This window comes from Dongia sp., from assembly GCF_041909655.1.
Taxonomy (GTDB): Bacteria; Pseudomonadota; Alphaproteobacteria; order Dongiales; family Dongiaceae; genus Dongia.
Genome location: NZ_JAYRDA010000010.1, coordinates 53,961 through 78,302 on the forward strand (window position 1 = coordinate 53,961; position 24,342 = coordinate 78,302).

Sequence of the window (24,342 nt, forward strand, 5' to 3'; positions counted from 1 at the left end):
GCGCAAAATCGCGAACGGAAATCCGACCGCATGACCCATCAGGACAGCAAGCAATTGGACCACACTCTGGCGCGAGACCTCATCCGGCGTCAGGAGAGTCTCGCCGCCGAGCGCGCAACCCTGGATCATCTGTGGCAGGAAATCGCCGAATTGATGCAGCCGATGCGCGCCGATTTCACGCATCTGCGCCAGCCCGGCGAAAAGCGCTCGCAGAAGATCTTCGACGGGACGGCGGGGCAGGCGGCGGAGAATCTCGCTGCCGGTCTTTGGGGGCTGATCACCAACGCCGCGAATGACTGGTTCACCCTGCGGGCCGATCTCGCCGAGGAAGAGGAGGCTCAGGAGACCAAATTGTGGCTGGACGAGGTGACGCGCCGCATGCGGGCAAGCTTTGCCGGCAATGGCCAGCGCTTTTACGCCCGGGTGATGGAGCTCTATGCCGATCTCGTGACCTTCGGCACCGGCGTTTTCTATGTCGAGGAGGATGCCGAGACGGGGCGGGCGCATTATTCCTGCCGCCATCTGGCTGAATGTTTCGTCGCCGAGAATGCGCGGGACGAGATCGACACGGTATTCCGCCGCTTTCAATTCACCGCCCGCCAGGCCGTGGCGCGCTGGGGCGAGGCTTGCCATCCGGCGATCCAGCGTGCGCTGGAGAAGGAGCCGGACCGGCGCTTCACCTTTCTCCATGCCGTGATGCCCCGGGACGAGGCCGGCCCGCAGAAGCGCGGCACGGCGATGGCTTTTGCCAGCCAATATGTCGATGTCGAGCATGGCCAGCTGCTGTCGGATGGTGGCTATCACGAATTTCCCTACCAGGTGCCGCGCTGGTCGACGGGTTCGCGCGGGATCTATGGTGACAGCCCAGCCATGCTGGCGCTGCCCGACGTCAAGATGCTGAACGCGATGTCGAAGACCACGATTATCGCGGCGCAGAAGGCGGTCGATCCGCCCCTTCTCGCCATCGACGAGATCGCGGTACGAGGATTGCGCACGCATCCTGGCGGGATCATTTATGGCGGCCTCGATGAGAACGGGCGCCGCCGCTACGAACCGCTGCAGAGCGGCGGCAATATCGGGCTCGGCCTGGAACTGGAAGAACAGCGGCGCGATGCCGTGCGGCAGGCCTTCTATTTCTCGCTCCTGATGATGGTGCAGCAGCCCAACCAGACCGCGACCGAAGTGCTGGCGCGGCAGGAGGAGAAGCTGCGCCTCATGGGGCCGCATCTTGGTCGCATCCAGGCGGAATTCCTGGACCCGCTCATTCGCCGGCAATTCGGCATTATGCGGCGGGGCGGTCAATTGCCGCCGCCGCCCCGGCAATTGCGCGAACGCGGTATCCGCATCGATTGCGTTTCGCCCCTGGCCCGCGCCCAACGCGCCGGCGAAGGGGCAGCTATCGTCCGCGCCCTGGAATCACTGGCCCCCATCGGTGCTATCAAGCCGGAGATCTATGACAATATCGATGCCGATGCGGCCGCCCGGGCGCTGGCGCAATCCTTCGGTGCGCCCAACATTCTGCTGCGCACCAAGGCCGCAGTCGAAGAATTGCGCGCGGCGGAGAAAGACGCAGCGCCGGCGATGCCCGGTGGAGACGCCGCGGGCGGCGATCTGCTGGGCAATCTCGGCGCCATGCTGGGAGGCAATGCGGCATGAAGGCGGGATTGCGCTGGCTGCTGCGTCTGCATGGCGCCAAACGCGCACGCGTGGTGGCGGATGCCTATCGGCAGCAATTGGGGACGGAAAGCCAATCTGGCCGGGCGATACTCGCCGATCTCGCCCATTACTGCCGGATCGGGCAGAGCAGCTTCATCGCCGGCGATCCCCATCAGACCGCCTTCAACGAAGGTGCGCGCGACGTCTTCCTGCATGTGGCCGAGATGTGTGGTCTGAAACCCATGGATTTCACGGCGCTGATCGACGAGGTGAGCGATGAACGATGAGGTTGACGTGATCGAAGCCGCGCGCCAGCCGGCCGAAGCAATTGCCTGGCATGGCGACCTCGATCCCGAGCTCGGTCAGCTGGTGCAGCAAAAGGGATGGCGTTCGGCCAGCGATGCCTTGAACTCCTACCGCCATTTGGAACGGCTGGTGGGTGCCGACCGCCTTGCTTTGCCGGCGGCAGATGCCGGCGACGAGGCCTGGGCGCCGGTCTGGGACAAGCTCGGTCGGCCGAAAGAAGCCGCGGCCTATCCTCTCGCGGCGCCGGAAGGGAAGCCCTATGACCCAGCGACGGCCGATTGGTTCCGCGATCTGGCGCACCGCATCGGCCTGACCTCGACGCAAGCCCAAGCCCTTCATGATGGGTTTCTGGCGCGACTGCCGGTATCGGAAACGCCGGCACGAGAGCAGCCGCGCGGGCCGGATCCGGCGGAATCCCTGCGGGAACTATGGGGGCATCGGCACGAAGCCAATATGGCGGCGGCGCGGCGCGCCTATGCCGCTTTCCTCGCCGAGGAAGCGCCCTTCCACGATATCGCCGATGCAATCGGTGAAACGGCGTTGATGCAGATGCTGGCCAAGGTCGGCCGCATGATCGGCGAGGACAGCATCACGGCACGGGCTGACGGCAATAGCGGTCCGCGCAATCCCGCCGAAGCCCTGGCCGAGATCGCCAAGCTGCAACGCGCAGCACAGGCCGACAGCCAGCACCCCTATGTCAGCAAGACCCATCCGGAGCATCAGAATCTGGTGAAGCGGATGGAAGCGCTCTACGCGCTGGCCTACGAAGAATAGTTTCCATCAAGTCCGGACAACCTCGCGCGCGGGGCCCGGCTGACCGCCCGGAACAGCCGGGTCGTTCGACGATGCACGCCAGCATCGAGGCTTGAGGTCCTTATGAAATGCCGCCTTGCGCGGTAGCCGCCACACCAACCCTACCGCTCAAGGCGGGTTGGTGCGTTGGCAGGGGCAACCTCGCCGTGACAACGCAACGATTGTGAACAATGAAAGGAAGTGAGCACTCATGTCCTCACAAGTGCAGATCGCGTTCAATGCGATGTATTCGGCCAACATCATGCTGCTGGTGCAGCAGAAGGGCAGCCGATTGAAGGATGCCGTGCGCCAGGAAATGGTGACCGGCGAGATCGCCTATTTCGACCAGATCGGCGCGGGCAGCGCCATCAAGCGCCAATCCCGCCATGCCGACACCCCGCTCACTGAAACGCCGCATGCCCGGCGCCAGGTGATGTTGGAGGATTATGAGTATTCGGACCTGGTCGATCGCCTGGACCAGGTGAAGACGCTGACCGATCCCACCAATGCCTATGCCCAGGCGGCGGCCCATGCCTTGGGCCGCGCGATGGACGACGTCATCATCGCCAATGCGAACGGCATTGCGCGCACCGGCAAGACCGGGCAATCGCCGGTCGTTCTTCCGGCCGGACAGAAGATCGCCGGCACCGGCACCGGCTTGACACTTGCCAAACTGCTGCAGGCGAAGGAGGTCTTGGACGCGGCGGAGAACGATCCCGACGAGCCGCGTTATGTCGCCTGTCCGGCGAAGGATATCACCGTTCTCTTGGGCACCACCCAGGTGACGTCGTCGGATTACAACACCGTGAAGGCACTGGCCGCCGGGCAGATCGATACTTTTCTCGGCTTCAAGTTCATCCGCACCCAGCGCCTCGGCCTCAATGGCAGCGGCGAGCGCGCCTGCCTGGCTTGGCGGCAATCGGCCCTGCTCCTCGCTTTGGCTCAGACGCCCAAGGTGAAGGTCACCGAACGTCCCGACAAGTCCTATGCGACGCAGGTCTATTGCGCGATGTCGATCGGTGCCACGCGCATGGAAGAAGACGGCGTCGTCGAGATCGGGACGATCGCTTGAATGCTGGCGCGGGCAACAGCCGCCACTCCAACCCTGTTGCCCGCGCCAGGTCGCAGACTGACATAAACCAGGAGAAATCAATGGCAACTCAATATGGCTTGCAGATGGGCCGGTTGCGCAATACCGCGCCGGTGGATCTGCCGATGGCGGGCGACGTGCACGGGCGCGTGCGCTGTTTCAACGAGAAAGTGGTGCTGGCGAGCCAGCCCACCAGCGATATCATCGAGGTCGCGCGCCTGCCCAAGGGCGCGCGTGTCCTTTATGGCTTCCTCGATTCGAATGTGAGCCTCGGCTCGTCGACTCTCGCGATCGGTGTTGCGGGCAATACCGGCAAATACCGCACGGCGGCGATTCTGGCGCCGATCGACACGCCGAGCCTGTTTGGCGCGGCGCTTAACATCGGCGAGCCGCTCGCCAATGAGGAGATCGTGATCCTCACCATCGGTGCCGCAGCCCTGCCCGCCAGCGGCATTCTGCGCGTGCTGATTTTCTACACGCTCGACTGAAATTGTCGCGCGGGCAGCAGCCGCCACTCCAACCCTGCTGCCCGCGCGATAGCTGGAGACTGAACGATCCATGGCCACATCCGTCGTTTCCATTTGCAACCGCGCGCTCGACCTGCTCGGGGCCGATCCGATTACCTCGCTGGAGGATGGGTCGAAATCGGCCAATCTGTGCCAGCGAAATTTTGCGCCCAGTGCCGATTCGGTGCTGCGCCTCTATCCCTGGAACGCGGCGCTGCGGCGGGCGCGGTTGCCGGCCCTCGCCGATGCGCCGGCCTGGGGGTATCGCTATCAATACCAGCTGCCGCAGGGACCCGAGCCCAGCTATTGCCTGCGTCTGCTGGCCATCGACGGCTGCAGCGATTACCGCATCGAAGGCCGGCGGGTCGTGACCGATGCCCCGCCGCCGCTCGACATTCTCTATATCGGCCGCCTCGAGGATGCCGCGGATTACGATGCGCTGCTTGCCGAGGTGATCGCGGCGAAGCTCGCCGTGCATCTGGCCGGCAATCTCACCGAGAGCGGATCCCGCATCGACGCCGCGCGGCGATATCTTGAGGACATTCTCGGGCAGGCGAAAATCAGCGACGCACAGGAAGGCGGTCAGGTGGAGTTTACCGTCGACGCCTGGCTGCAGGCACGGAGCTAAGCCATGCCGCGTGCCTCGCATTTTCTCTCGACTTTCAACGCCGGAGAATGGTCGCCGGAGCTATACGGACGCATCGATCTCGACAAATATCGCAACGCCTGCCGCCAGATCGAGAATTTCGTTCTCCTGGCCCAAGGTCCTGCGACGCGGCGGCCTGGCACGGAATTCGTGGCGCATAGCAAGGATGACGGTATCGTCCGTCTGATCCCGTTCGAGTTTTCGACGGATCAAGCCTATATCATCGAAGCGGGCGGCGGTTATTTCCGATTCTACATGAATGGCGGCCGTATCGAGACCGAACCTGGTGTCGCCTATGAAATTGCGACGCCTTACGGTGCCTTGGACGTGAAACGCCTGAAATGGGCGCAATCGGCCGACGTGCTCTATCTGTGCCACCCCGATTTTGCGCCGAGAAAGCTGGCCCGCAGCGGCCATACATCCTGGTCTTTGAGCGAAATCGATTTCCAGGACGGCCCCTATCTCGACGAGAATGTGAGCAGCATAACGCTGACGCCTGCCGCCGTGACGGGGGGCAGCGTTACTCTTACAGCATCGGCGAGTTTTTTCGCGGCGGGCGATGTCGGCCGCCTGGTGCGGTTGCGCCATGGAACGCAATGGGGCTGGGCAAAAATCACGGCCTTCGTCAGCGCCACGCAAGTGACGATGAACATCAGAAGCAATTTCGGCGCGGCCGGGGCGACGACCGCCTGGCGGCTTGGCGCCTGGTCGGACCGGACCGGCTGGCCCAGCACCGCGACCTTTTACGAAGAACGTCTGTTTCTTGCCAATTGCCGGGAGCAGCCGCAGACCTTGTGGGGCTCTGTCTCGGGCGCCTATGAGAGCTTCAGTCCCAGCGGCGCGGACGGCCTTGTGCAGGATGACCACGGTCTCAACTTCACCATCGCCGATGACCGCGTCAATGCGATCCGCTGGATGAGTGCCGGCAAGACACTGGCTTTGGGCACGACCGGTGGCGAATTCAACCTCAGCGCCAGCTCGCTCAACGAAGCGGTGACGCCGAGCAATGTCACGGTGCGGCGCGAGACCACCAATGGCAGCGCGGATATACGGCCGGAGCGGGTGGGTGCCGCCATTCTTTACGTGCAACGCGCGCGGCGAAAACTCTACGAGATGGCCTATAGTTTCGAGAACGACGCCTTCAACTCGCCGGAGATGAGCTTGCTGGCGCGGCATCTGACCCTGCCAGGCATCGCGGAGATCGCCTATCAGGCGGAGCCCTGGTCTATCCTGTGGGTTGCCTGCCAGGATGGGTCGCTCCTGGGCCTCACTTACATGCGCGATCAGGATGTGGTGGGCTGGCACCGGCACAATCTTGCCGGCGATGCGGTCAAGGTGCATTCGGTTGCGATCATACCGGGGCCGCGGCAAGACGAGGTCTGGCTGGCGGTCGAGCGCCGCGTCGACGGCACGCTGCGCCGATCCGTCGAACGCATGGCGGAAGCCTTTGCCGCGCGTCATGCCGATGACAAACGCGGGGCTTTTTTCGTCGATTGCGGCCGTACCTATGATGGTGCCGGGAGTAGTACGCTGACGCCGGGTAGCGGCGCCGAGGTCGCTGGCAATGCCGGTATCGTCTTCACCAGTGCCAGCGCAGCCTTTGCTCCCGGCGATGTCGGCCGGGAGATCCATGTACGGCATAATGTTGCGGGCGGATATGGCCTTGCCCGGGCGCGTATCACGGTATTTGTGAGCGCGACGCAGGTGCTCACCGAGATCCTGGCATCCTTTCCGAGCCTCGCCACGATCGCCGCCGGTGATTGGGCGCTGACGGCGACGGAAATCGGCGGGCTCGATCATCTCGTCGGCGAAACGGTCACCATCCTGGCGGAAGGAGCAACGCATCCAGACCGCCTCGTGGCATCGGACGGCACGGTAAAGCTGGAACGACCGGTCGCCTGGGCACATGTGGGACTCGGCTACAAGAGCCGGTTGACCACGATGGATCTTGAAGCTGGCGCCGCCGACGGTGCCGCTCAGGGCAAGAAGCGCCGCTTGCACCGGGTCATCGTGCGCCTCGTTGACAGTCTCGGCATGCGGGTGGGCGCAGAGAGCGATGCCACCGAGGACATCGTGTTCCGCGGTTCCCAAACGGCGATGGATCAGAGCCCGCCCTTGTTCAGCGGCGACAAGATCGTCGCCTTTCCGAAGGGCTGGGATTCGCATGCTTTCGTCACCTTGGTGCAGGAGCAACCTTTGCCCTGCACGGTGGTGGCTCTCATTCCGCAACTGACAACGATGGATGGATGAGATGTGCAATATGGCTGCCTCGGCAATGATTGGGGCTGGCCTGCAATTGGCCAATACCGCGTTGCAGGCCCGCAATGCGGAAACCGACAACCGCGAAGAATCGCAGCAATTGGCGGAGCGGGGCGCGCATGAGGCCACGGAGATCCGGCGCGACAATCAGCGCGCGCGGGCAAAGCAGCGCGTGGCAATGCTGAAGGGTGGCGTCACCGATTCCGGATCGCCGACCGATACGCTGCTGGATCTGACGCAAGAAGGCGAACGCGATGCCCATTGGGCGCAGCTCGGTTACGACCAGGCAGCGCGCGCCAAGGAGCGCGAGGCACGCCGTGCGCGGCGGAGCGGCGTGCTCGACCAACTCACCACCTTCAACAGTCTCGGCGGCAACCTGCTGCAGATGCAAAAACGAGGAGAGTTCAAATGAGGCTGAACCCGAATTTGCCGCCCGATTCCGCGCTCGATCCGCTCGAAGAAGCGATGCGCGCGGCTCTGGCAGGACGCGGCCACGCCGTTTCCGCTGCGCCCAGCGAAACAGATCCCCTTGCAGCGGCCTTTACGTCGCCGCGCGATCCCGACAAATACCTGATCCAGGTGCCACGCGGGATCGAGCGCGACGGCGGTTTCGAGGCGAAGGCGCGGCGCTGGTTCCACGAAGCCGGCCTGCCGCAGAATCTGGTGAGCGGCATCGTCCAGGAATATTGCCGCTGCCTGTCGCAGCCGGACATGTCGCGCACTGCTTCCGAGGAGAACCGCGTCATGGCCGAATTGACGCGTGATTGGGGATCGGAATGCGCCCGCAAAATCGACCTGGCCCGCGCGGTCATCGCTCGTTGTGGCGATCCGGCCGCGGTCGAGGAAGTGCTGGCGGAAACTGGCCTTGGCAACAATCCCTGGCTTATCCGCAGTCTTGCAGCCTTTGCCGAATTGCCGACCGAGATGCGCCAGGATAGCGGGAGGCTGGTATGAGCGCCGCCCTCGCCGAGACTGCAATGCCGGATCTCCAGGACAAGGCAAACCGTCTGCGCCAGCGTCGTTCGGAGATCGTGGCTGAACTCAGCGACAACGGTCATCAACAGCAGGCCCAGGCGTTGAAGGCGGCGCTGGGTGACGCGCAGGCAAAGCGTGGCTTCGAGCGCCTCCTGGGGCGCGGCGCGGAACTGGCGGCGCAGGCAGCAGCGCTCGACACCGCCATGCTTGAAATCGACGCCACGATCATGTCGGCGGAAGCAGCGGCAATGCAGGCAAGCCACGTGCGCCGCACGGCCGAACTCGCGGATCTGCAACGGCGACGATTGCTGCTGGCCGGTGAAATCGACGCCAACCTGCGGAAATTGCTGCCGCTCGTGGCCAGGTTCATCAACGAGGCGAGTGAGATCGAACGGCGCCATCAGTCGTTGGGTGGCGCGCGTCTCATCCTGGCGCCCCTGTCGGCGGAGATGGTCAAGGGGCGATTGGCGGAATTCATGGCCGGTCTCGGCTACGACGCCTTTTTGCCGCTGATCAGGCCGGAAGCGCGGCCCGCGCTGATGTCGCTTCATGAGGCCGAGGCCGCCGCTCAGGCCACATATGATTTCGCCCGCGATACAGGACCGGCCCGAAAGGAATCGGCATGACCATCTCAACCACCATCTCCCGGATCACCTATGCCGGCGACGGCAGCACGGTACATTTCGCCGTGCCTTTCGCCTTCTTCGGCGCGGACGAGGTCGGCGTTATCGAGCGAGATCTGGCAAGCGGCGCGGAAGCGACCAGATTGATGATCACGCACTACACCGTGTCGGGTGGCGCCGGCCAGGCGGGCACGATCATTGCCACGCACCCGCCGGCACCGACCAAAAGCTGGACGATCTTCCGTCGCACCCATCGCACGCAGATGGTGGATTACACGCCGAACGATCCTTTTCCGGCGGAAACCCATGAGCGGGCGCTCGACCGGCTGACGGCCCTGGTGCAGGAACTGGACGACAAGCTGGACCGGTCGGCGACATTGAGCCCCACCTCGACCATCATGAGCCTGACCTTGCCGCCGCCCGAAGCCGGCCGGTTTCTCGGCTGGCGGAGCGACCTCTCGGGCCTGGAAAACAAAAATCTGCAGGGCGGGGCGACTGTTTTTGCCAGCCTTGCCTCGACTTTGGCCGGAATCGCCGATGACGAATCGGTGACGCCCCAGGGTTTGGCCGGTCTGTGGCGCAAGGGCGACGATATTGCCAGTGCTGCCACATTGTCGGCACCGACGGCGGCCCTCGCCGGCGGCTATCATACAGTTACGGGAAGCGCCGATATCGAAGCATTGTGGGACGGTATCCCGGATGGCACGCTGATCGAGCTATGTTTCGAGGCAGAGCCCGTGTTGCGGCATCATCCGACCGATTTCATCCTGCCGGGCGGGGTGGATGTGCCTGCATTGCCGGGCGACGTCGCACGCTTCCGCGCTGAGGGCGAGGGCAAGTGGCGCTGCGTCTCGGCGCCACCGCATTGGTACGGCGATTCCTCCGCTCACTTCAGCATGCCGGTGGCATCCCAAGCAGCCAGTTATGCCATGATCGAGGACGATCTCGGCAGTGAGATCCAGCTCACGAATGCCGGCGTGGTATTGTCCTTGCTGCCGGCGGCGATCGCCGGCAATGGCGGCACCTTGTGCGTGCGGCACGCCACTACCAGCGGTGACGTGACGATCCAAGCGGACGGTAGCGAGACTCTGGATGGTTTGGCTTCGCGCAAGCTGCGTCCCGGCGATTGTGTGCTGATCCGCAGCGACGGCGCCGCCTGGCGGACAATAGCGGGCGACTATTCATATGAGAGCGGCGAGCAGACTCTCACGGCTGCGGGTTTGTTGACCCTGGCTCATGGCCTCGGCCGAAGACCGTATCTCGCAGAAGTGTGGTTGCGTTGCGTTGTGGCGGATAACGGCTATGCGGTTGGGCAGGAGGTGCTGGTGGCACCGCAAAATTATCTCGCCTTGTCGATTCATGCCTCGCACAGCCTGCGTGTCGACAGCACGAACATCATGGTTCGTATTGGCAATCGTGCGACAGCGTCGTTTGCCTATACCAACGGCACGACCGGATCGGAGGGAAGCATGACCAATACCAGTTGGCGTCTGATCGCGCGGGCGAGGGCCAAATGACGACGAAGTATTTCGTGGATGATTCCGGACGATTCCTTGGCGCCTTTGGCGATGGATCGATGCCCGATGCCGGCGCCATCGAAGTGCCCTCGGCGCCGGATGACGCATGCCAGATCTGGCAGGGCGGTTCCTGGATCTGGCCGCTGGAAATTCTCCGGGCGCGAAAAACCCGCGCTCTTCAGGAGCGATATGCGGCAGCACTTGCGGCCGGAATGCTTTATGCGGGTCGCCGGCTTCAGATTGGCGAACCGGATCAGCAGAATATCGCGACAATGGGGCAGGAAGCGCGCTGGGTGCTGGCCAGCAACGCCCCCTGGCCGGCGGATTTCGCCTGGCGCATGGCGGACAATTCCTTCCTGCCATTGGCCGATGCTGAGGCCATGATCGCCCTGGGCGAAGCGGCAAAAGCCGAAGTCTACCGTTTGCGCCAGGTGAAATGGATGCACGCCGATGCCATCGCTGTGGCGACGAGCGTGGCCGCGATCGAGTCCCATGACATCGACAACGGATGGTGACGAACATGATCGGTGATCTCGATGCAACGTCTCAGGCGATCGGCCGATTGCAGGTGAGCGTCGAAAAGCTGGAGCAGGCGGTGGAACGCTTCGCCGACCGGCTGGAGGAACTGCAGCGGCTGCGCTGGCTGACCATCGGCGGTTTGCTGATGCTCTCGGGCCTCTCTGGAATCGGCGGCAGCTGGGTGTCCCAGCTTCTCCGGATCAGTGGGCAATAGAGAGAAAGGGAGCGCAAAGTGATGCCAAACAAACTTGCCGCTATCGGCACCATCAACAAGGCCTGGGCGGCGGCGATTGCGGCACCCCTGGCGGATTGGCTGGTCGGCATCATTGCCGACGGTCTGTGGAACGGGCCGCGGATTGCCATGCCGGAATCCGCGGAAATCGCTCTCTCGGCCCTGATCGTGGGGCTCGTCGTCTATCACGTCCCGAACCTGCCGCCGCAGGCCACTTCATCGACATCGCAGGAGTCCTGAATGAAGAAGCATCGTTTCTTTGGCCTCCTTCTGTGTATCGGCCTGCTCGTTGCCTGCGCTGCGCCGGGTGGCGTACCGACGCGCGATCTGCCAGCGCGCCTCGCCGCCGCCAATCTCCTGGCCGGCAGCCTGGCGGCTGGCTTGACGCAGGCGACCGCAGCCGGCCGCGTGGTGCCGGAGAGCGGTACCGCCGTAGCGATCCTGGTGACCCTGTCGGCAGTGGAGCTGGCCCTTGACGGTGCCGGCGACGCGTGGCGTGCGGGCCTGCCGGCTTTGGCCGAAAGCAATCTCGACGCCGCGGAACGCCAGATGAGCGGCTTGCAGCCATTGCTGCCCATATCTGCGGGAGGTGAGTGAGATGAGCCCGGCAACGGCGGCCATGATCATTCAGGGGGTGGCGGCGCTGGCCCCCTATCTTTCTCAACTGGGCGAGCTGGCGATGAAAGCGCGAAATGGCGAGGTGGTAACGGCCGACGACCTCGCACGGGCGGAAAATGCCCGGAAGCTGGCTTTCACGGCGCTGCGGCAAAAGCTCACGCCGCAGCCCGGGAACTCAATAGAAACCTCCTCGGAACACCGGCCATAGCGGCGCTGGGCCGGGTCACCCCCGACGGGCTTCGAATCCTGGAAATTGCCCGAAATATTGCCCTGCGCCAGCACTTCCTATATTGACGGGACACCTTCGACAGCCCGGAAGATCCCCGCCGCCATGGACCATCTCGATCAGCTGGAAGCGCAGAGCGTCTATATCCTGCGCGAGGCGTTCAACCGCATCGACAAGCTTGGGATGCTCTGGTCGCTCGGCAAGGACAGCAATGTCATGGTGTGGCTGGCCCGGAAGGCCTTTTTCGGCCATGTGCCGTTCCCGGTGCTGCATATCGACACCGAACGCAAGTTCCCGGAGATGTATGCCTTCCGCGAGCGGTTCTCGCAGGAATGGGGCCTCAACCTCATTGTCGAGAAATGTCCGCCGGTCGAGGCGACCGATCCCAGCTTGCCGCCAAATGCGCGCTCGGCTGCCCGGAAGACCCTGGGCCTGCGGGACACCATCGCCAAATACGGCTTCACCGGCATCATCGCCGGCATCCGTCGCGACGAGGAGAGTGTGCGCGCGAAGGAGCGCGTCTTCTCGCCGCGCGGCGAGAGCGGCGCCTGGGATTTCAAGGATCAGCCGCCCGAATTCTGGGATTATTTCAACACGGACCTGCCCAAGGGCACACATCTGCGCGTGCATCCGCTCTTGTCCTGGACCGAACTCGACATCTGGAAATACGTGCAGCGCGAAGGCATTCCGATGGTCGAGCTCTATTACGCCAAGGGTGGCAAGCGCTATCGGTCGCTGGGCGATCACGACATCACCTTTCCGGTCGAAAGCAATGCGGCGACCATCGTCGAGATCATCGCCGAGCTGGAAGCCACACGGACGCCGGAGCGTGCCGGTCGCGCCATGGACCGCGAGACCGAGGATGCGTTCGAGCGCCTGCGCGCGGCGGGGTACATGTAATGCCCAATGAGAACGCTCCCGCGCGCGAATTGATGCGCATCGTCATCGTCGGCCATGTCGATCATGGCAAGTCGACCCTGGTCGGCCGCCTGTTCCATGAAACCGGCTCGCTGCCCGAGGGCAAGTTCGAGGCGATCAAGGCGATGTGCGAACGGCGCGGAATGCCGTTCGAATGGGCCTTCCTGATGGATGCGTTCCAGTCCGAGCGCGACCAGGGTATCACCATCGACACGGCGCAGATCTGGTTCAAGACCCAGAAGCGCGATTACACGATCATCGATGCGCCGGGCCATCGCGAGTTCATCAAGAACATGATCACCGGTGCTTCCAGCGCCGAGGCCGCCTTGATGCTGATCGATGCCGGACAGGGCATCCAGCAGCAATCGCGCCTGCACGCATTTCTCCTCAGTCTGCTCGGCGTCAAGCAGATCGCAGTCCTGGTCAACAAGATGGACCTCGTGGATTTTTCGCAAACGCGCTTCGACGAGATCCGCAAGACCTATACCGATTATCTGGGGTCGCTGGGTATCACGCCCAGTTACATCCTGCCCGTGGCGGCGCGTGACGGCGACAATATCGCGGCGAAATCGGCGCGCATGCCTTGGTATCGGGGACCGAGCCTGGTCGAGGCTCTGGACAGTTTCCATCCCGTGGCGGCGCTTTCCGATCTGCCGCTGCGCCTTCCTGTGCAGGATGTCTATAAATTCGACGAGCGCCGCATTCTGGCCGGACGGATCGCCAGCGGGCGTCTTAAGGTGGGTGATCGCCTGGTTTTCTCGCCCAGCAATAAGAGTGCCCGCATCGCCAGCATCGAATGCTGGTCCGCGCCGGCGCGCGACAGCGCCGAGGCCGGCGAAGCGATCGGCATCACGCTGGACGAGCAATTGTTCCTGGAGCGTGGCGAGATCGCGAGCCATGTCGAGCGGGCGCCGTTGGAAACCCATGCCTTCGCAGCGAAACTGTTCTGGCTCGGCAAGGCGCCGTTGCAGGTCGGCCATTCCTATCGCCTGCGGCTGCAGACGCGCGAAGTCAATGTGACGGTGGAAAATGTGGCGGCCGTCTATGATCCGGAGAATTTCGGGACGAGTGCCAGCCGGCAGGTGGCGCGCAACGACATCGCCGATGTCGTGCTGCGCTCGCCAGCACTCCTGGCGCTCGATGCCGCATCGGAAAATCCGAAGACCGGCCGCTTCGTGCTGGCCGATGGCGGCAACATCGTCGCCGGCGGCATCATTTCGCTCGACGGTTTTCCGGACCAACGCGCAATCGTCACGCAACGCGCCGGCAACCTCACCGCCGTCGCCCATGGCATCAGCACCGAACAGCGGGCGCAACGCAACGGCCATGCCGGCGGCGTGCTGTGGTTCACGGGGCTTTCGGGGGCTGGTAAATCGACCATCGCCATGGCGGTGGAGCAGGAGTTGTTCCGGCGCGGCTTCCAGGTCTTCGTTCTGGACGGCGACAATGTGCGGCGTGGCCTGTCCGCCAATCTGGGCTTTGCCCCCGCCGATCGGGCCGAAAATATCCGACGCATCGGCGAGGTCGCCGCTCTTTTCGCCGAATCGGGGCAGATCGTCATCACGGCCTTTATCTCGCCCTATCGGGCCGATCGTGAACGCGCCCGGCAGGCTTTCGCGGGCAGCGAGGCGACCGGCGGATTCCATGAGATCTTCATCAAGGCCGATATAAGTACGTGTGAGCAACGCGATCCCAAGGGCCTCTATCAGAAGGCCAGATCCGGCGAAATTCCTGAGTTTACCGGGATAACGGCGCCTTACGAGGCCCCTGTAGCGCCGGAACTGGTCATCGATACCGACCGTCAATCCGTCCTCGATGCGGTGGAGCGGGTAGTCGCCTATGTCGAGGCCCACCTCCGCAAGTGAAGTTTGACCGCTAACGCCTTGAGAACCCGCCGCTGCATGTTACAGTTCGAAATGCTGCGGCGGGCTGGGGTTGATTCGGCTTGCGTCCATGGGATCAGCCGCCTAAGTTACTCCCGCTAACAATAAATTAACGATTATCGGGCGCCGCGAAAACGGTCCCAAGATGATCGTCAGGGGGGGCCAAGTGCAGCCTTGGTCCGGTATGTGTCACGCGTCTTGGCGCTTCCGGTGGGACCGGGCGGCGATGGGGCGGCTAGGGGTGAATTGAGCGTCCTACCGTGGGGATGGGATCGTGGTAACCGGAAAGATTCCTGGAAAATTGGCAACGCGTCTCTCTGCCGTTATCGGCAAGCATTTTTCACCGCGCGAAGTGATTCTGCGCAGTGACGGAAAAATCAAATATGTGCGCCTTTCAACGCGCAGCCAGTTGGCCGGTTTCGCCCTCTTGGGGGGCATCGCGGTCCTGACGCTGGCGACGTCGATCGGCTTGGCCGTGCAGCAGGTGAATCAGCACGGCCGCGATATCGCCGTGCGCGAGGCGGAAGGTGCCTATACCGGCCTCCTAGCCGAAGTTTCGGATTATTTCGACCAGTTCAAGGACAGTACCGAGCGGCTCTCCAGCGACGAGGCCTATCTGCTCGGCCTCTCCGGCGAGGATGCGGGGGCCAGGGACGGCTTTCGTGACATCACGACGCAGATCGAAGGTCCCATCCCACTCGGTCAGGACGAAGCCGGCGCGCATGCCGCGAAGGGTGACCCCTTGCGCGACAAGCTGCGCGAATCCCTGAAGAACCGCCTGCTGACCTTTGACAACGACCTCAAGAAGATTGCCGCACGCAACCAATCCCTCACCAACCAGATCGCCGATCTGAAGCTGGAGATTCGCGGCATCGAGAACGATCGCCGCCGCATGGCGATCGAGCGCAGCGAACTCACGGCGTTGCTGGAGCAGAGCCGGCAGATCAACAGCGAATTGGTGGGCCAGGTGGCGGATCTCAATACCCGCCTCGGGTCACTGCAGCGCGATCATGACGCTGCTACCGAGAAGGTCGCGAGCCTTACGCAGAAAGTCGAAGGCCTGCAGGGCGAGCTGACGGTCGCCCAGGCGCGCAACACGGATCTTTCGCGCCAGGTCGCGCAAACGCAATTGGCTCTCACCACGGTTATCAATCAGCGCAATTCGCTCCAGCTTGGCCGGGCCGATCTTGCTCGCACCGTCGACGATCTCCGCGAGAAGGTGGCCTCGGTCCAGGAAGCGCAGGCCAATTTCGTGGCGAGCGTCACCGAGCGCACCCGCAACAGCCTCGAAGAGATGGAAAAGACCGTCTTGATGACCGGGCTCAGCGTCGACCAGTTGCTGCTGGCCGCCTCGCAGGATGATGTCGGCAAGGGCGGCCCGTTCCTGCCCGCCCCGGCCACGGGCGCCGACGAGACCGAGCAGAAGCTGCTGGCCAATGTGGCGACCCTCGATGATGAAGTGGCGCGCTGGGAAAAGCTGCAGGTCGTGTTGCGCTCGGTACCGCTGGCGGCGCCGGTCGACCACTATTATGTGTCGAGTGGCTTCGGGTCGCGGGTCGATCCGTTCAATGGTGAGCGGGCGCGGCATGAAGGCCTTGATCTGGTGGGGACGCTGCGCTCCGATGTTCTGGCGACGGCCCCCGGCACGGTGGTTCATGCCGGCTGGAAGGGCGGTTACGGCCGCGTGGTCGAGATCGACCACGGTATGGGCATCGTGACCCTGTATGCACATCTTGATTCAATTTCGGTTAAAAAGGGCGATGTCGTGGGATACCGGCAATTGGTGGGTAAATTGGGCTCCACCGGCCGTTCATCCGGACCACACGTGCATTACGAAGTGCGCTATAATGAGAAGGCCCTCGATCCGATGGGCTTTCTGAAGGCAGGTCGTTATGTTTTCAAAGGTTAATAAAGCCGGCCAGACTTCCGGCGCGCCGGACGCTCCCCGCCCCGCAGCGAAATCGGGCGTTCCCTCGATTATCAGCGCCGATCTCAGGATCACCGGCGATCTGGTTTGCAGTGGTGACGTGCAGATCGATGGCTGGGTCGAAGGCGATATTCAAAGCCGCAACATCACCATCGGCGAAGGTGCCACTGTCCAGGGTGCTCTACAGGCTGAATCGGTCCGGATCTGCGGTTTGGTGAATGGCGAGGTCCGCGCCGACAGCGTGGTGCTCGAGAAGACCGCCAAGGTGACCGGCGACATCCTCCACAAATCCCTGGCGATCGAGCAGGGCGCCTTCATCGAAGGCATGTGCCGCCGCTCCGATCCCAGCCCGGTGAAGCCGGCCAGCATCGCCCCCTCATCGCCGGCGATTCCGGCGGCGTCGAATGTCGGGGATGCCGAGAAGAAGGCGGTCACCGCCTAACGCGCCGCGGGATTTCCCGGCACGGAAGTTATTGAAGCGGGTCGTCGCGGTCGGCGGCCCGCTTTATCATGTCGGGGTCGGCATTGCCGCCCGAGCAAACCACGACGACATTCTTGCCAGCAAAATTACGACGTTCGGCGAAAGCCGCGGCCAGCGCCGCCGCCCCGCCCGGCTCGACCACCAGCTTCAAATGCCGCAAGGCGAGATTCATGGCGTCGAGCACCTGCTCGTCGCTGACGGCGAAGGCGCCGGCCAGCAAGCGCTGATGGATCGGAAACGTTATCTGACCCGGCTGCGGCGAGAGCAGCGCATCGCAGATCGAACTCGCATTCCCTTCGTTCTTCAGCCGTCTGCCCGCCGCCAAGGAGCGGCGCAAATCGTCGAAATCCGCCGGTTCGGCGGCGTAGACTGCCGCTTGCGGCAGGCGATCCCTGACCGCAAGCGCTATGCCGGCGATGAGGCCGCCGCCGCTGCAAGGCGCCATCACCACATCCGGCGTCAGGCCCAGGGCAGCGCTTTGCTCGCAGATCTCGCGCCCAACGGTTCCCTGGCCGGCGATGACATGCGGATCGTCGAAAGGTGGCACGATACGGCCGCCGTCGCGGGCGGCGATGGCGCGCGCGATCGCCTCGCGGTCCTCGCCGCGCCGGTCATAGGGCACCACTTCGGCGCCAAGCGCCTTGGTATTGGCGACCTTGATGAGCGGCGCGTCCGCCGGCATGACGATGGTGGCCTTCATGCCCAACATGCGCGCGGCCGCGGCCACGCCCTGGGCGTGGTTGCCCGAAGAAAAGGCGACCACTGCCTTGAGATTGGGATCGGCCTCGCGCGCCGCCAGCAGGCAATTGCTGGCGCCGCGGAACTTGAACGAGCCGGTGATCTGCAGGGTTTCGGCTTTCACCAGCAGGCGGAAGCCGAGCCTCTCCGACACAAGCGGGAACTCCAGCAAAGGCGTGACGAGGGCACGGCCCTTCAGCCGCGCCGCTGCCGCCTCGACATCCTGCGGACCGGGCGAAGGCAACACATCAATTGACGGCATGTCGGTTCAGATCTTCTTCGAGGGCAATGCGGACGCCTTCTTCGGCCAGGAGGCTGCGATAGATCTGCAGATTCTCCATGACGCGCATGACGTAGTTCCGCGTTTCGTTGAAGGGAATGTTCTCGATCCAGTCGATCGCATCGGTCTCGGCCGAACGCGGATCGCCATAGAGGTTGGACCATTCGCGCACCCGGCTGGGCCCGGCATTATAGGCGGCGATCGCCATGATGTAGGACCCGCTGAACCGCTCGATCATCTGCTCGAGATAGAGCCGGCCCAGGCGCATATTGAACTGCGGATCGTTTACCAGCTTCTTCACGTCGAGCTTGTTGACGCCGACCTTCTTGGCGAGCGGCCGCGCCGTCGAGGGCATGAGCTGCATCAGGCCCATGGCACCGGCGGAACTCTCGGCCTTCGCATCGAAGGCGCTCTCCTGCTTGATGATGGCAAGGGTCAATGCCGGCTCCGGCGCGCTTCCGTCCGGCACGCGCAGGGTCGGGAACAGGAACTCGGTCAATTCGACACCGCTTTGGCGCGCTTCCTTGGCGACATGGATGGCAAGATCGTCGCGCTTCAGATTCTTGGCGAGGCCCGCCAGCAATGCGTAATCGGTCGGCTTCTCGGCGCGGTTGGTGAGGTTGACGATGAACGGGCGGATGCGTTCACTCTCGCCGATCGCCGTCAATTGGCGTGCCACACGCACCAATTCCAGCTTCTCGAAAGCAGCCTTTTCCTCGGCGCTCGGCCTTACGCCGCTATCCATGACGAGGTGGATGGGGTCCGGGAGACGCGAGGCCGCCAACTGGCCATAAAAGACGGTGAGGTTCTGGGCGGCGTTCCGATACCAATCCGTCGCGGTCGCAAGGTCGCCCCTCGCTTCCGCCGCGCGGCCGCTCCAATAGGCGCCGCGCGCCCGGCTAATGACCGATTTGGCGCCGGTGTAGAGGGTGAGGAAGTGCTTTGCAGCCGTATCCGGTTCCTCAAGATAGCGCAGCGCGATCCAGCCGGCGAAGAACTCGCCCTCGACGAAGGCATCGCCGGTATCGGTGCCATGGGCGGCCGCCAGGCGATAGGCGGCGCTGATATCGCCGCGGCTCAGCAATTCGCGCGCCGCACGATAGAGCTCAGCCCACAGGAGATCGGGCCGGGTCGCCCCGGTGGGCGGCGGGTCGAGGAGGGCAACGGCATTCTCGACCTTGCCCTCAAGACGCAGGCGCCGGGCCATTTCGTAGACCAGGCCCGGATCGCGCCGCAATTCCTTGGGCACCGACCCCCGGGCCGAAGCCGCGGTGATCTTCTTGTCGCGGAGTTGCATGCGGGTCTTGCCGAGCAAGGCATGGGCGGAATCGACGCGCTTGAGCATGCGGGTCGCCTGTTCCGGCTGGTCGTCCCACAGCAGGCGGTCGAGCCTCGCGATATGGTCGGCCGGCGAGAGCAAATCCTTGAAGCGCTGCAGGAAGTCGGCTTCCTGTTCGCTGCTGAAATCAAGCTGGGTCCAGGCCTGAACGGCGACGCGTTGCGCCCGCTCTTCCTGGCCGCCGGCGCGGAGCGCGCCCAGCAATTTGATGGCGCCGGGCGCGGTCAGGGGATCGCGCTCACCGAACCAGCTTAGTACTTTCTGCGTTGGCTGGATCTCCGGCATGGCCCGTTCGGCCTGGCCGATCAGGCGCTCCCGCATCGGCCAGCCGGGATTGTCGGTGAGGAAGTGTGTCATCTCGTCGAAGGAGCGGCCGGGGCCGGGGCGCGTCAGGTCCAGCCAGATCACGACCTTGCCAAGAAGCGGGTCCTTGGCGCGCTCGATCTCGCGCCGCGCCTCTTTCCAGCGATCCTTGTCGAGCGCCTGGAAGGCGCGCTTGTAGATGTTGATGTCCTTGGCGCTGAGGCCCGCTTCATCGGCGCGGGCGGGGAAGAACCCGCCGGTTGCCAGCAGCAGCATGAGGGCGAGCGAAAGCAGCAGCCACCGCAAAGCCGGCAGATGGAACATGGCAGGTTGGTCAGATGCGCGTCTTAATACCGTCATAGCCCCACTCAACGTCGTCTCGGTCGTCCCAGGCGGGTATTCTAAGGGCGGATGGCTGCTGGCTCAATTGCCGGCGCGACCATCTTGTGCGCTATCTCACAGTTATTGTGGCATTTTTGTTCTTAACATCCGGTGAAGATCGCCTGGGTGTCTCGGGGGAGAATGCTTGCCGTCGCCCCCGCCTGTCGCTATTTTCCGCCGGCCAGAATTCCTGGTGTCGAGAAAATGCCCGGCCACGTCCGGGCCGCTGCTGTGGGAGTTTGCCATGTTCAAGGGTTCGCTGACCGCTCTGGTCACCCCGTTCCGCAACGATGCGGTGGACGAGGCTGCTTTCCAGAAATTCGTCGATTGGCAGATCAAAGAGGGAATCGACGGCGTGGTGCCGGTGGGTACCACCGGCGAGTGCCCGACTGTCAGCCATGCCGAGCATCACCGCATCGTCGAACTGGCGATCGAAGTGGCCAAGGGCCGCGTGCCGGTGATCGCCGGGACCGGTTCCAATTCCACAGCCGAGGCGATAGACCTCACGCGCCATGCGGAAAAGGCCGGCGCCGATGCCGCTTTGGTGGTGCTGCCCTATTACAACCGTCCCACTCCCGAAGGGCAGTTCCAGCATTTCAAGGCGATCCACGACGCGACCAACCTGCCGATCATCATCTATAACGTGCCGCCCAGAAGTGCCGTCGACATGTCGGTCGACACCATGAAGCGCTGTGCCGAACTGCCGCGTGTGATCGGGGTCAAGGACGCGACTGCCGATCTGGCCCGTCCGGCCCGCACCAAGCTCGCGATCGGTGCCGATTTCTGCCAGCTCTCGGGCGAGGATGCGACGGCGCTGCCATTCCTGATTCAGGGTGGGGTCGGGTGCATTTCGGTCACGTCCAATGTGGCGCCCAAGCTTACCCACGAGATGCATGCGGCCTGGCAGGCCGGCGATCTCAGACGAGCGATGGAGATCAACGAGCGCCTGATGCCGGTCAATGATGCCATGTTCTGCGAAAGCAGCCCGGGGCCGGTGAAATACGCGCTCTCGCTGATGGGCCACATCCAGCCCGATCTCAGGCTTCCCCTGGCGCCGATCTCGGACGCCTCGAAGCAGAAGGTGGCGGCGGCGTTGAAGAAGGCGGGCTTGATCGGGCAATAGGCCCGGTCGACCGGAATGCATCATGGCGCGTGACATATCGGCCAACCGCTTCGCGGCCCAGAACCGCAAGGCGCGCCATGATTACACCATCACCGATACGGTGGATGCGGGACTCCAGCTCATGGGTTCCGAGGTGAAATCCCTGCGCCTCGGCCGCTGCTCCATCAACGAGGCCTTCGCCAGCGACCGCGACGGCGAGTTCTGGCTGCTGAACGCGCATTTCCCGGAATACGACGCCGCCAACCGTTTCAACCACGAACCGAACCGGCCGCGTAAACTACTGTTGAAGAAACGCGAGATGGTGAAACTGATCAACGCCATCCAGCGCGAAGGCATCACGGTGGTGCCGCTCTCGATCTATTTCAACGAGCGCGGCTTTGCCAAATGCCAACTCGGTATCGCCAAGGGCCGCCGTCAGGCCGACAAGCGTGCCGCCATCAAGGAACGCGACTGGAAACGCGACCAGGGCCGGCTGCTCCGGAACCGCGGCGGAGATTGAAGTTATCAAAACTACTCGATTGAAGTGCGCCCTGTTGCGTCTATCTTAAGTCGTATCGCAACGATGCGAAGAGATGGAATACCGGCATGTGGATGCGCTGGGTTTTGGTGGGTTCGGTGCTGGCAGGGGCGGCAATGGCCATGGCCGCCGGTCGCCTTGAAGGCCCATCGGCGGGCTATCTGTTTCAGGTTTCGGCATTCTTGATTTTAGTTCCCGCTGCCGGGTTTCTGCTCTGGGCAAAGCTGGCTATGGTCCGCGACCAATTGGCGCCGGTCGATGAGGCCATCGGCCGTACAAAGGGGTTTCGCGGATCTATCCGAAAAATCTTCTTTCTTAGCTTGGTTGCCATTGTCGCGGCGGTGACGTTCTACGGCGCCGCTGTATGGGAAGAAAAAAGACAGGCCGAGGCCGAATGCAGGGAGCTTGATCAGCATGGCCTTGGGGTGTTGTGCGACAAATCCAAGTGGCAAGATGAGTTCGTCGACCGTCTCGTCGAGAAGATGAAACAGCCCTGATCGTTTTCCCTCCCTCCTGAAGAGGGGGGCGTGTTACAACCCCGCCGCCTTCTTGGCATCAGCCATTGCCGCCTGGAACATTTGCGGCGTCAGGCGGCCGGTATTGGTGTTGTAGCGCGAGCAGTGATAGCTATCGATGAGGATGCGGCCATCGGAGAGATCGTGGCGCCGCTGGTGACCAAACTTATAGGCGCCGCGCTTTTCGCCCAGCGCCATCAGGGTCGCGTCATGCGCAATCGAACCCAGCGCCAGATAGACCCGGGCAGGCGAGGCCTGGATCTCGGCCTTCAGGAAAAGGTTGCAGGTCCTGATCTCGGCCGGGGTCGGCTTGTTCTGAGGCGGGACGCAGCGGGCGCCATTGACGATGCGGCAGCCTTTCAGCGACAGGCCGTCATCGGGCCGCTCGTCATAGGTTCCTTCGGCGAGGCCCAGTTCCAGCAAGGTCGCAAAGAGCAGATCGCCCGCCCAATCGCCGGTGAAGGGGCGCCCCGTCCGGTTGGCGCCGTGGAGGCCGGGGGCAAGTCCGACGATCAGGAAACGCGGATGCCGGTCGCCGAAGGGTGGCACCGGGGCGTTGAAATAATCGGGGAACTTTTGGCGGTTCTCGGCGCGGAAAGCCGCGAGGCGCGGACAGAGATGACAATCGGCAGGCGGTGCGGCGACGGCAGGCATACTCAGTTCTGGCCGTCGTCATCCGGCATCAATTCGCGTCCGAAATCCCGGGGCGATTCATTCCTTGGCTCGCGTCCCGGCTCCCGCTTCTGGCCGCCGGCGCGGGCCACGAACTGGGCGAGATCCTCAAGCTCCACGAACATGTCGGCCTGGCGGCGCAACTCGTCGGCCACCATCGGCGGTGTCGAGCGCACAGTCGAGACCACGGAAACGCGCACACCGCGCCGCTGCACCGCCTCGACCAGGCGCCGGAAATCGCCATCGCCGGAGAAGAGGACCACGTGATCGAGATGGGCCGACATTTCGAGGACGTCGATGGCAAGCTCGATATCCATATTGCCCTTGATCTTGCGGCGCCCCATGGCATCGGTGAATTCCTTGGTCGGCTTGGTGACCATGGTGAAGCCGTTATAATCCAGCCAATCCACCAGCGGGCGGAGCGGCGAATATTCCTGGTCTTCGATGAGCGCCGTGTAATAAAAAGCGCGGATGAGATGGCATTGTTCCTGGAAATGCTTCAGCAGGCGCTTGTAATCGATGTCGAAGCCCAAGGCTCTGGCGGCAGCGTGAAGATTGGCGCCGTCGATGAACAAGCCGACGCGTTCCTGGGTGTAAAATCGCAATGCCATGACGAATATCCTCGCGAGCCAATATGACTGATGTCTATCGAGCGCCGAACCTGGCGCGGATCCATATAACGATCTTCGCGGACCATAATGCCGTTGGCCCGGCCCTCGCAAGGGCTTCGGCCGGAATGCGGCCGTGACCATGGAAAACATCTATATCGCTCTGGGTGCCAATCTGCCGAGCGGCCATGGCAGCCCGCGCGCGACGCTGGAGGCGGCGGTTGGGGCGATCGCCGCCGCTGGAATCGAGATCCGCCGCCGCTCGCGCTGGTATGAATCGGCACCGGTGCCGCGCGCCGCTGATCAGCCCTGGTATGTGAATGGTGTTATCGCGGTGGCGACCGATCTTGCTCCCGAAGCACTCCTCGCCCAATTGCAGCGGATCGAGCTTGATTTCGGCCGCGTGCGCTCGGTGCCCAACGCGCCGCGCTCGCTCGATCTCGACATCGTCGCCTATGGCGACCGGGTGGTGACCGCGGGGGCGCCGCTTTTGCCACATCCCAGGATGGAAAGCCGCGCTTTTGTCCTCCTGCCGCTCCGGGACGTGGCGCCGGATTGGCATCATCCGCAATCGGGCCTTTCGGTCGCGGACCTCATCGCCGGGCTCGGGCGCCTCGACGATCCGGAGGGCCAGGAAATCCGTCCGCTCGCCTGACGCGGCCCGGCCGGCTGGGAAATGTAGGCGGGGGAAG

At 63.5% G+C, this 24,342-nt stretch carries 28 protein-coding genes; 24 read left to right on the forward strand and 4 right to left on the reverse strand.

Features of this window, described 5'->3' with window-relative positions:
* The first annotated feature begins 30 nt into the window (after positions 1-30).
* From ACE3PR_RS18025 to ACE3PR_RS18120, 20 genes are all read left to right on the forward strand, one after another.
* Positions 31-1,656: a portal protein gene (locus tag ACE3PR_RS18025; protein ID WP_374374815.1), complete on the forward strand. Its 1,626-nt coding sequence runs from the start codon at positions 31-33 to the stop codon at positions 1,654-1,656.
* Entirely contained in the window at positions 1,653-1,943 is a 291-nt protein-coding gene (locus ACE3PR_RS18030; protein ID WP_374374817.1) for a hypothetical protein, read from the forward strand. The genes ACE3PR_RS18025 and ACE3PR_RS18030 overlap by 4 nt, the downstream gene beginning before the upstream one ends.
* A complete protein-coding gene (locus ACE3PR_RS18035; RefSeq protein WP_374374820.1) occupies positions 1,933-2,736 on the forward strand; it encodes a hypothetical protein in 804 nt (267 codons plus the stop codon). Before ACE3PR_RS18030 ends, ACE3PR_RS18035 begins: the two co-directional genes overlap by 11 nt.
* A gap of 229 nt (positions 2,737-2,965) precedes the next feature.
* The gene (locus ACE3PR_RS18040) at positions 2,966-3,826 is read left to right on the forward strand and encodes a phage capsid protein (RefSeq protein WP_374374822.1); all 861 of its coding nucleotides are present in this window, start codon (positions 2,966-2,968) and stop codon (positions 3,824-3,826) included.
* Positions 3,827-3,906: 80 nt separating this feature from the next.
* The gene (locus ACE3PR_RS18045; protein WP_374374824.1) at positions 3,907-4,332 is read left to right on the forward strand and encodes a hypothetical protein; all 426 of its coding nucleotides are present in this window, start codon (positions 3,907-3,909) and stop codon (positions 4,330-4,332) included.
* A 70-nt stretch (positions 4,333-4,402) separates the two neighbouring features.
* On the forward strand, positions 4,403-4,978 hold the full coding sequence (locus ACE3PR_RS18050) for a hypothetical protein (RefSeq protein WP_374374826.1): 576 nt from the start codon (positions 4,403-4,405) through the stop codon (positions 4,976-4,978).
* 3 nt (positions 4,979-4,981) lie between these two features.
* Positions 4,982-7,246: a hypothetical protein gene (locus ACE3PR_RS18055; RefSeq protein ID WP_374374828.1), complete on the forward strand. Its 2,265-nt coding sequence runs from the start codon at positions 4,982-4,984 to the stop codon at positions 7,244-7,246.
* A gap of 10 nt (positions 7,247-7,256) precedes the next feature.
* Complete coding sequence (locus tag ACE3PR_RS18060) at positions 7,257-7,667, forward strand: hypothetical protein (RefSeq protein ID WP_374374830.1); 411 nt, start codon at positions 7,257-7,259, stop codon at positions 7,665-7,667.
* Complete coding sequence (locus ACE3PR_RS18065; RefSeq protein ID WP_374374832.1) at positions 7,664-8,209, forward strand: hypothetical protein; 546 nt, start codon at positions 7,664-7,666, stop codon at positions 8,207-8,209. Before ACE3PR_RS18060 ends, ACE3PR_RS18065 begins: the two co-directional genes overlap by 4 nt.
* Positions 8,206-8,856 (forward strand): hypothetical protein, encoded by a 651-nt coding sequence (locus ACE3PR_RS18070; protein WP_374374834.1) that lies wholly within the window; start codon positions 8,206-8,208, stop codon positions 8,854-8,856. Before ACE3PR_RS18065 ends, ACE3PR_RS18070 begins: the two co-directional genes overlap by 4 nt.
* Complete coding sequence (locus tag ACE3PR_RS18075; RefSeq protein ID WP_374374836.1) at positions 8,853-10,370, forward strand: hypothetical protein; 1,518 nt, start codon at positions 8,853-8,855, stop codon at positions 10,368-10,370. Before ACE3PR_RS18070 ends, ACE3PR_RS18075 begins: the two co-directional genes overlap by 4 nt.
* Positions 10,367-10,885 (forward strand): hypothetical protein, encoded by a 519-nt coding sequence (locus ACE3PR_RS18080; protein ID WP_374374838.1) that lies wholly within the window; start codon positions 10,367-10,369, stop codon positions 10,883-10,885. Before ACE3PR_RS18075 ends, ACE3PR_RS18080 begins: the two co-directional genes overlap by 4 nt.
* A gap of 5 nt (positions 10,886-10,890) precedes the next feature.
* Complete coding sequence (locus ACE3PR_RS18085) at positions 10,891-11,103, forward strand: hypothetical protein (RefSeq protein WP_374374840.1); 213 nt, start codon at positions 10,891-10,893, stop codon at positions 11,101-11,103.
* A gap of 21 nt (positions 11,104-11,124) precedes the next feature.
* Positions 11,125-11,361 carry a hypothetical protein gene (locus ACE3PR_RS18090; RefSeq protein ID WP_374374842.1) on the forward strand — a complete coding sequence of 79 codons (237 nt, stop codon included), beginning with the start codon at positions 11,125-11,127 and terminating at the stop codon, positions 11,359-11,361.
* Entirely contained in the window at positions 11,362-11,718 is a 357-nt protein-coding gene (locus tag ACE3PR_RS18095; RefSeq protein ID WP_374374844.1) for a hypothetical protein, read from the forward strand.
* A 1-nt stretch (position 11,719) separates the two neighbouring features.
* Positions 11,720-11,947 (forward strand): hypothetical protein, encoded by a 228-nt coding sequence (locus tag ACE3PR_RS18100; RefSeq protein ID WP_374374846.1) that lies wholly within the window; start codon positions 11,720-11,722, stop codon positions 11,945-11,947.
* A gap of 123 nt (positions 11,948-12,070) precedes the next feature.
* Positions 12,071-12,865: a sulfate adenylyltransferase subunit CysD gene (gene cysD, locus ACE3PR_RS18105; protein WP_374374849.1), complete on the forward strand. Its 795-nt coding sequence runs from the start codon at positions 12,071-12,073 to the stop codon at positions 12,863-12,865.
* Positions 12,865-14,748: an adenylyl-sulfate kinase gene (gene cysC, locus ACE3PR_RS18110; RefSeq protein WP_374374852.1), complete on the forward strand. Its 1,884-nt coding sequence runs from the start codon at positions 12,865-12,867 to the stop codon at positions 14,746-14,748. The genes cysD and cysC overlap by 1 nt, the downstream gene beginning before the upstream one ends.
* 292 nt (positions 14,749-15,040) lie before the next feature.
* On the forward strand, positions 15,041-16,675 hold the full coding sequence (locus tag ACE3PR_RS18115; protein ID WP_374374854.1) for a peptidoglycan DD-metalloendopeptidase family protein: 1,635 nt from the start codon (positions 15,041-15,043) through the stop codon (positions 16,673-16,675).
* Positions 16,659-17,135 carry a polymer-forming cytoskeletal protein gene (locus ACE3PR_RS18120; protein WP_374374857.1) on the forward strand — a complete coding sequence of 159 codons (477 nt, stop codon included), beginning with the start codon at positions 16,659-16,661 and terminating at the stop codon, positions 17,133-17,135. The genes ACE3PR_RS18115 and ACE3PR_RS18120 overlap by 17 nt, the downstream gene beginning before the upstream one ends.
* Before the next feature lie 28 nt (positions 17,136-17,163).
* Here the strand turns inward: ACE3PR_RS18120 and ACE3PR_RS18125 are convergent, their stop codons facing one another.
* Together ACE3PR_RS18125 and ACE3PR_RS18130 are read right to left on the reverse strand one after the other, a co-directional pair.
* On the reverse strand, positions 17,164-18,174 hold the full coding sequence (locus ACE3PR_RS18125; RefSeq protein ID WP_374374859.1) for a threonine/serine dehydratase: 1,011 nt from the start codon (positions 18,172-18,174) through the stop codon (positions 17,164-17,166).
* Positions 18,161-20,158 (reverse strand): lytic transglycosylase domain-containing protein, encoded by a 1,998-nt coding sequence (locus ACE3PR_RS18130; protein ID WP_374374861.1) that lies wholly within the window; start codon positions 20,156-20,158, stop codon positions 18,161-18,163. Before ACE3PR_RS18130 ends, ACE3PR_RS18125 begins: the two co-directional genes overlap by 14 nt.
* Before the next feature lie 301 nt (positions 20,159-20,459).
* Between ACE3PR_RS18130 and dapA the strand changes: the two genes are divergently transcribed.
* The 3 genes from dapA (at position 20,460) to ACE3PR_RS18145 (ending at position 22,352) form a co-directional block, all read left to right on the forward strand.
* On the forward strand, positions 20,460-21,338 hold the full coding sequence (gene dapA, locus ACE3PR_RS18135) for a 4-hydroxy-tetrahydrodipicolinate synthase (RefSeq protein WP_374374864.1): 879 nt from the start codon (positions 20,460-20,462) through the stop codon (positions 21,336-21,338).
* 22 nt (positions 21,339-21,360) lie between these two features.
* On the forward strand, positions 21,361-21,837 hold the full coding sequence (gene smpB / locus ACE3PR_RS18140) for an SsrA-binding protein SmpB (RefSeq protein WP_374374867.1): 477 nt from the start codon (positions 21,361-21,363) through the stop codon (positions 21,835-21,837).
* A gap of 86 nt (positions 21,838-21,923) precedes the next feature.
* Entirely contained in the window at positions 21,924-22,352 is a 429-nt protein-coding gene (locus ACE3PR_RS18145) for a hypothetical protein (RefSeq protein ID WP_374374869.1), read from the forward strand.
* A 33-nt stretch (positions 22,353-22,385) separates the two neighbouring features.
* On the opposite strand, the gene ACE3PR_RS18150 is transcribed toward ACE3PR_RS18145, so the two are convergent.
* Both ACE3PR_RS18150 and ACE3PR_RS18155 read right to left on the reverse strand, forming a co-directional pair.
* On the reverse strand, positions 22,386-23,024 hold the full coding sequence (locus tag ACE3PR_RS18150; RefSeq protein WP_374374871.1) for a uracil-DNA glycosylase: 639 nt from the start codon (positions 23,022-23,024) through the stop codon (positions 22,386-22,388).
* A 2-nt stretch (positions 23,025-23,026) separates the two neighbouring features.
* Positions 23,027-23,647, reverse strand: coding sequence for an NYN domain-containing protein (locus tag ACE3PR_RS18155; protein WP_374374924.1), 621 nt, complete (start codon positions 23,645-23,647; stop codon positions 23,027-23,029).
* Between the two features lie 145 nt (positions 23,648-23,792).
* On the opposite strand from ACE3PR_RS18155, the gene folK reads away from it, so the two are divergent.
* Complete coding sequence (folK, locus tag ACE3PR_RS18160; RefSeq protein ID WP_374374927.1) at positions 23,793-24,305, forward strand: 2-amino-4-hydroxy-6-hydroxymethyldihydropteridine diphosphokinase; 513 nt, start codon at positions 23,793-23,795, stop codon at positions 24,303-24,305.
* The last annotated feature ends 37 nt before the right edge of the window (positions 24,306-24,342 follow it).

Excerpts from the sequence above, each read along its gene's own strand:
- smpB (WP_374374867.1), top strand. The coding sequence starts at position 21,361 with ATGGCGCGTGACATATCGGCCAACCGCTTCGCGGCCCAGAACCGCAAG.
- ACE3PR_RS18075 (WP_374374836.1), top strand. The coding sequence starts at position 8,853 with ATGACCATCTCAACCACCATCTCCCGGATCACCTATGCCGGCGACGGC.
- ACE3PR_RS18130 (WP_374374861.1), bottom strand. The coding sequence starts at position 20,158 with ATGTTCCATCTGCCGGCTTTGCGGTGGCTGCTGCTTTCGCTCGCCCTC.
- ACE3PR_RS18050 (WP_374374826.1), top strand. The coding sequence starts at position 4,403 with ATGGCCACATCCGTCGTTTCCATTTGCAACCGCGCGCTCGACCTGCTC.
- ACE3PR_RS18090 (WP_374374842.1), top strand. The coding sequence starts at position 11,125 with ATGCCAAACAAACTTGCCGCTATCGGCACCATCAACAAGGCCTGGGCG.
- ACE3PR_RS18080 (WP_374374838.1), top strand. The coding sequence starts at position 10,367 with ATGACGACGAAGTATTTCGTGGATGATTCCGGACGATTCCTTGGCGCC.
- ACE3PR_RS18035 (WP_374374820.1), top strand. The coding sequence starts at position 1,933 with ATGAACGATGAGGTTGACGTGATCGAAGCCGCGCGCCAGCCGGCCGAA.
- ACE3PR_RS18030 (WP_374374817.1), top strand. The coding sequence starts at position 1,653 with ATGAAGGCGGGATTGCGCTGGCTGCTGCGTCTGCATGGCGCCAAACGC.
- ACE3PR_RS18095 (WP_374374844.1), top strand. The coding sequence starts at position 11,362 with ATGAAGAAGCATCGTTTCTTTGGCCTCCTTCTGTGTATCGGCCTGCTC.
- ACE3PR_RS18060 (WP_374374830.1), top strand. The coding sequence starts at position 7,257 with ATGGCTGCCTCGGCAATGATTGGGGCTGGCCTGCAATTGGCCAATACC.
- ACE3PR_RS18085 (WP_374374840.1), top strand. The coding sequence starts at position 10,891 with ATGATCGGTGATCTCGATGCAACGTCTCAGGCGATCGGCCGATTGCAG.
- ACE3PR_RS18120 (WP_374374857.1), top strand. The coding sequence starts at position 16,659 with ATGTTTTCAAAGGTTAATAAAGCCGGCCAGACTTCCGGCGCGCCGGAC.
- ACE3PR_RS18040 (WP_374374822.1), top strand. The coding sequence starts at position 2,966 with ATGTCCTCACAAGTGCAGATCGCGTTCAATGCGATGTATTCGGCCAAC.
- ACE3PR_RS18065 (WP_374374832.1), top strand. The coding sequence starts at position 7,664 with ATGAGGCTGAACCCGAATTTGCCGCCCGATTCCGCGCTCGATCCGCTC.
- ACE3PR_RS18125 (WP_374374859.1), bottom strand. The coding sequence starts at position 18,174 with ATGCCGTCAATTGATGTGTTGCCTTCGCCCGGTCCGCAGGATGTCGAG.
- ACE3PR_RS18145 (WP_374374869.1), top strand. The coding sequence starts at position 21,924 with ATGTGGATGCGCTGGGTTTTGGTGGGTTCGGTGCTGGCAGGGGCGGCA.
- folK (WP_374374927.1), top strand. The coding sequence starts at position 23,793 with ATGGAAAACATCTATATCGCTCTGGGTGCCAATCTGCCGAGCGGCCAT.
- cysD (WP_374374849.1), top strand. The coding sequence starts at position 12,071 with ATGGACCATCTCGATCAGCTGGAAGCGCAGAGCGTCTATATCCTGCGC.
- ACE3PR_RS18045 (WP_374374824.1), top strand. The coding sequence starts at position 3,907 with ATGGCAACTCAATATGGCTTGCAGATGGGCCGGTTGCGCAATACCGCG.
- ACE3PR_RS18070 (WP_374374834.1), top strand. The coding sequence starts at position 8,206 with ATGAGCGCCGCCCTCGCCGAGACTGCAATGCCGGATCTCCAGGACAAG.
- ACE3PR_RS18150 (WP_374374871.1), bottom strand. The coding sequence starts at position 23,024 with ATGCCTGCCGTCGCCGCACCGCCTGCCGATTGTCATCTCTGTCCGCGC.
- dapA (WP_374374864.1), top strand. The coding sequence starts at position 20,460 with ATGTTCAAGGGTTCGCTGACCGCTCTGGTCACCCCGTTCCGCAACGAT.
- ACE3PR_RS18025 (WP_374374815.1), top strand. The coding sequence starts at position 31 with ATGACCCATCAGGACAGCAAGCAATTGGACCACACTCTGGCGCGAGAC.
- ACE3PR_RS18055 (WP_374374828.1), top strand. The coding sequence starts at position 4,982 with ATGCCGCGTGCCTCGCATTTTCTCTCGACTTTCAACGCCGGAGAATGG.
- ACE3PR_RS18100 (WP_374374846.1), top strand. The coding sequence starts at position 11,720 with ATGAGCCCGGCAACGGCGGCCATGATCATTCAGGGGGTGGCGGCGCTG.
- cysC (WP_374374852.1), top strand. The coding sequence starts at position 12,865 with ATGCCCAATGAGAACGCTCCCGCGCGCGAATTGATGCGCATCGTCATC.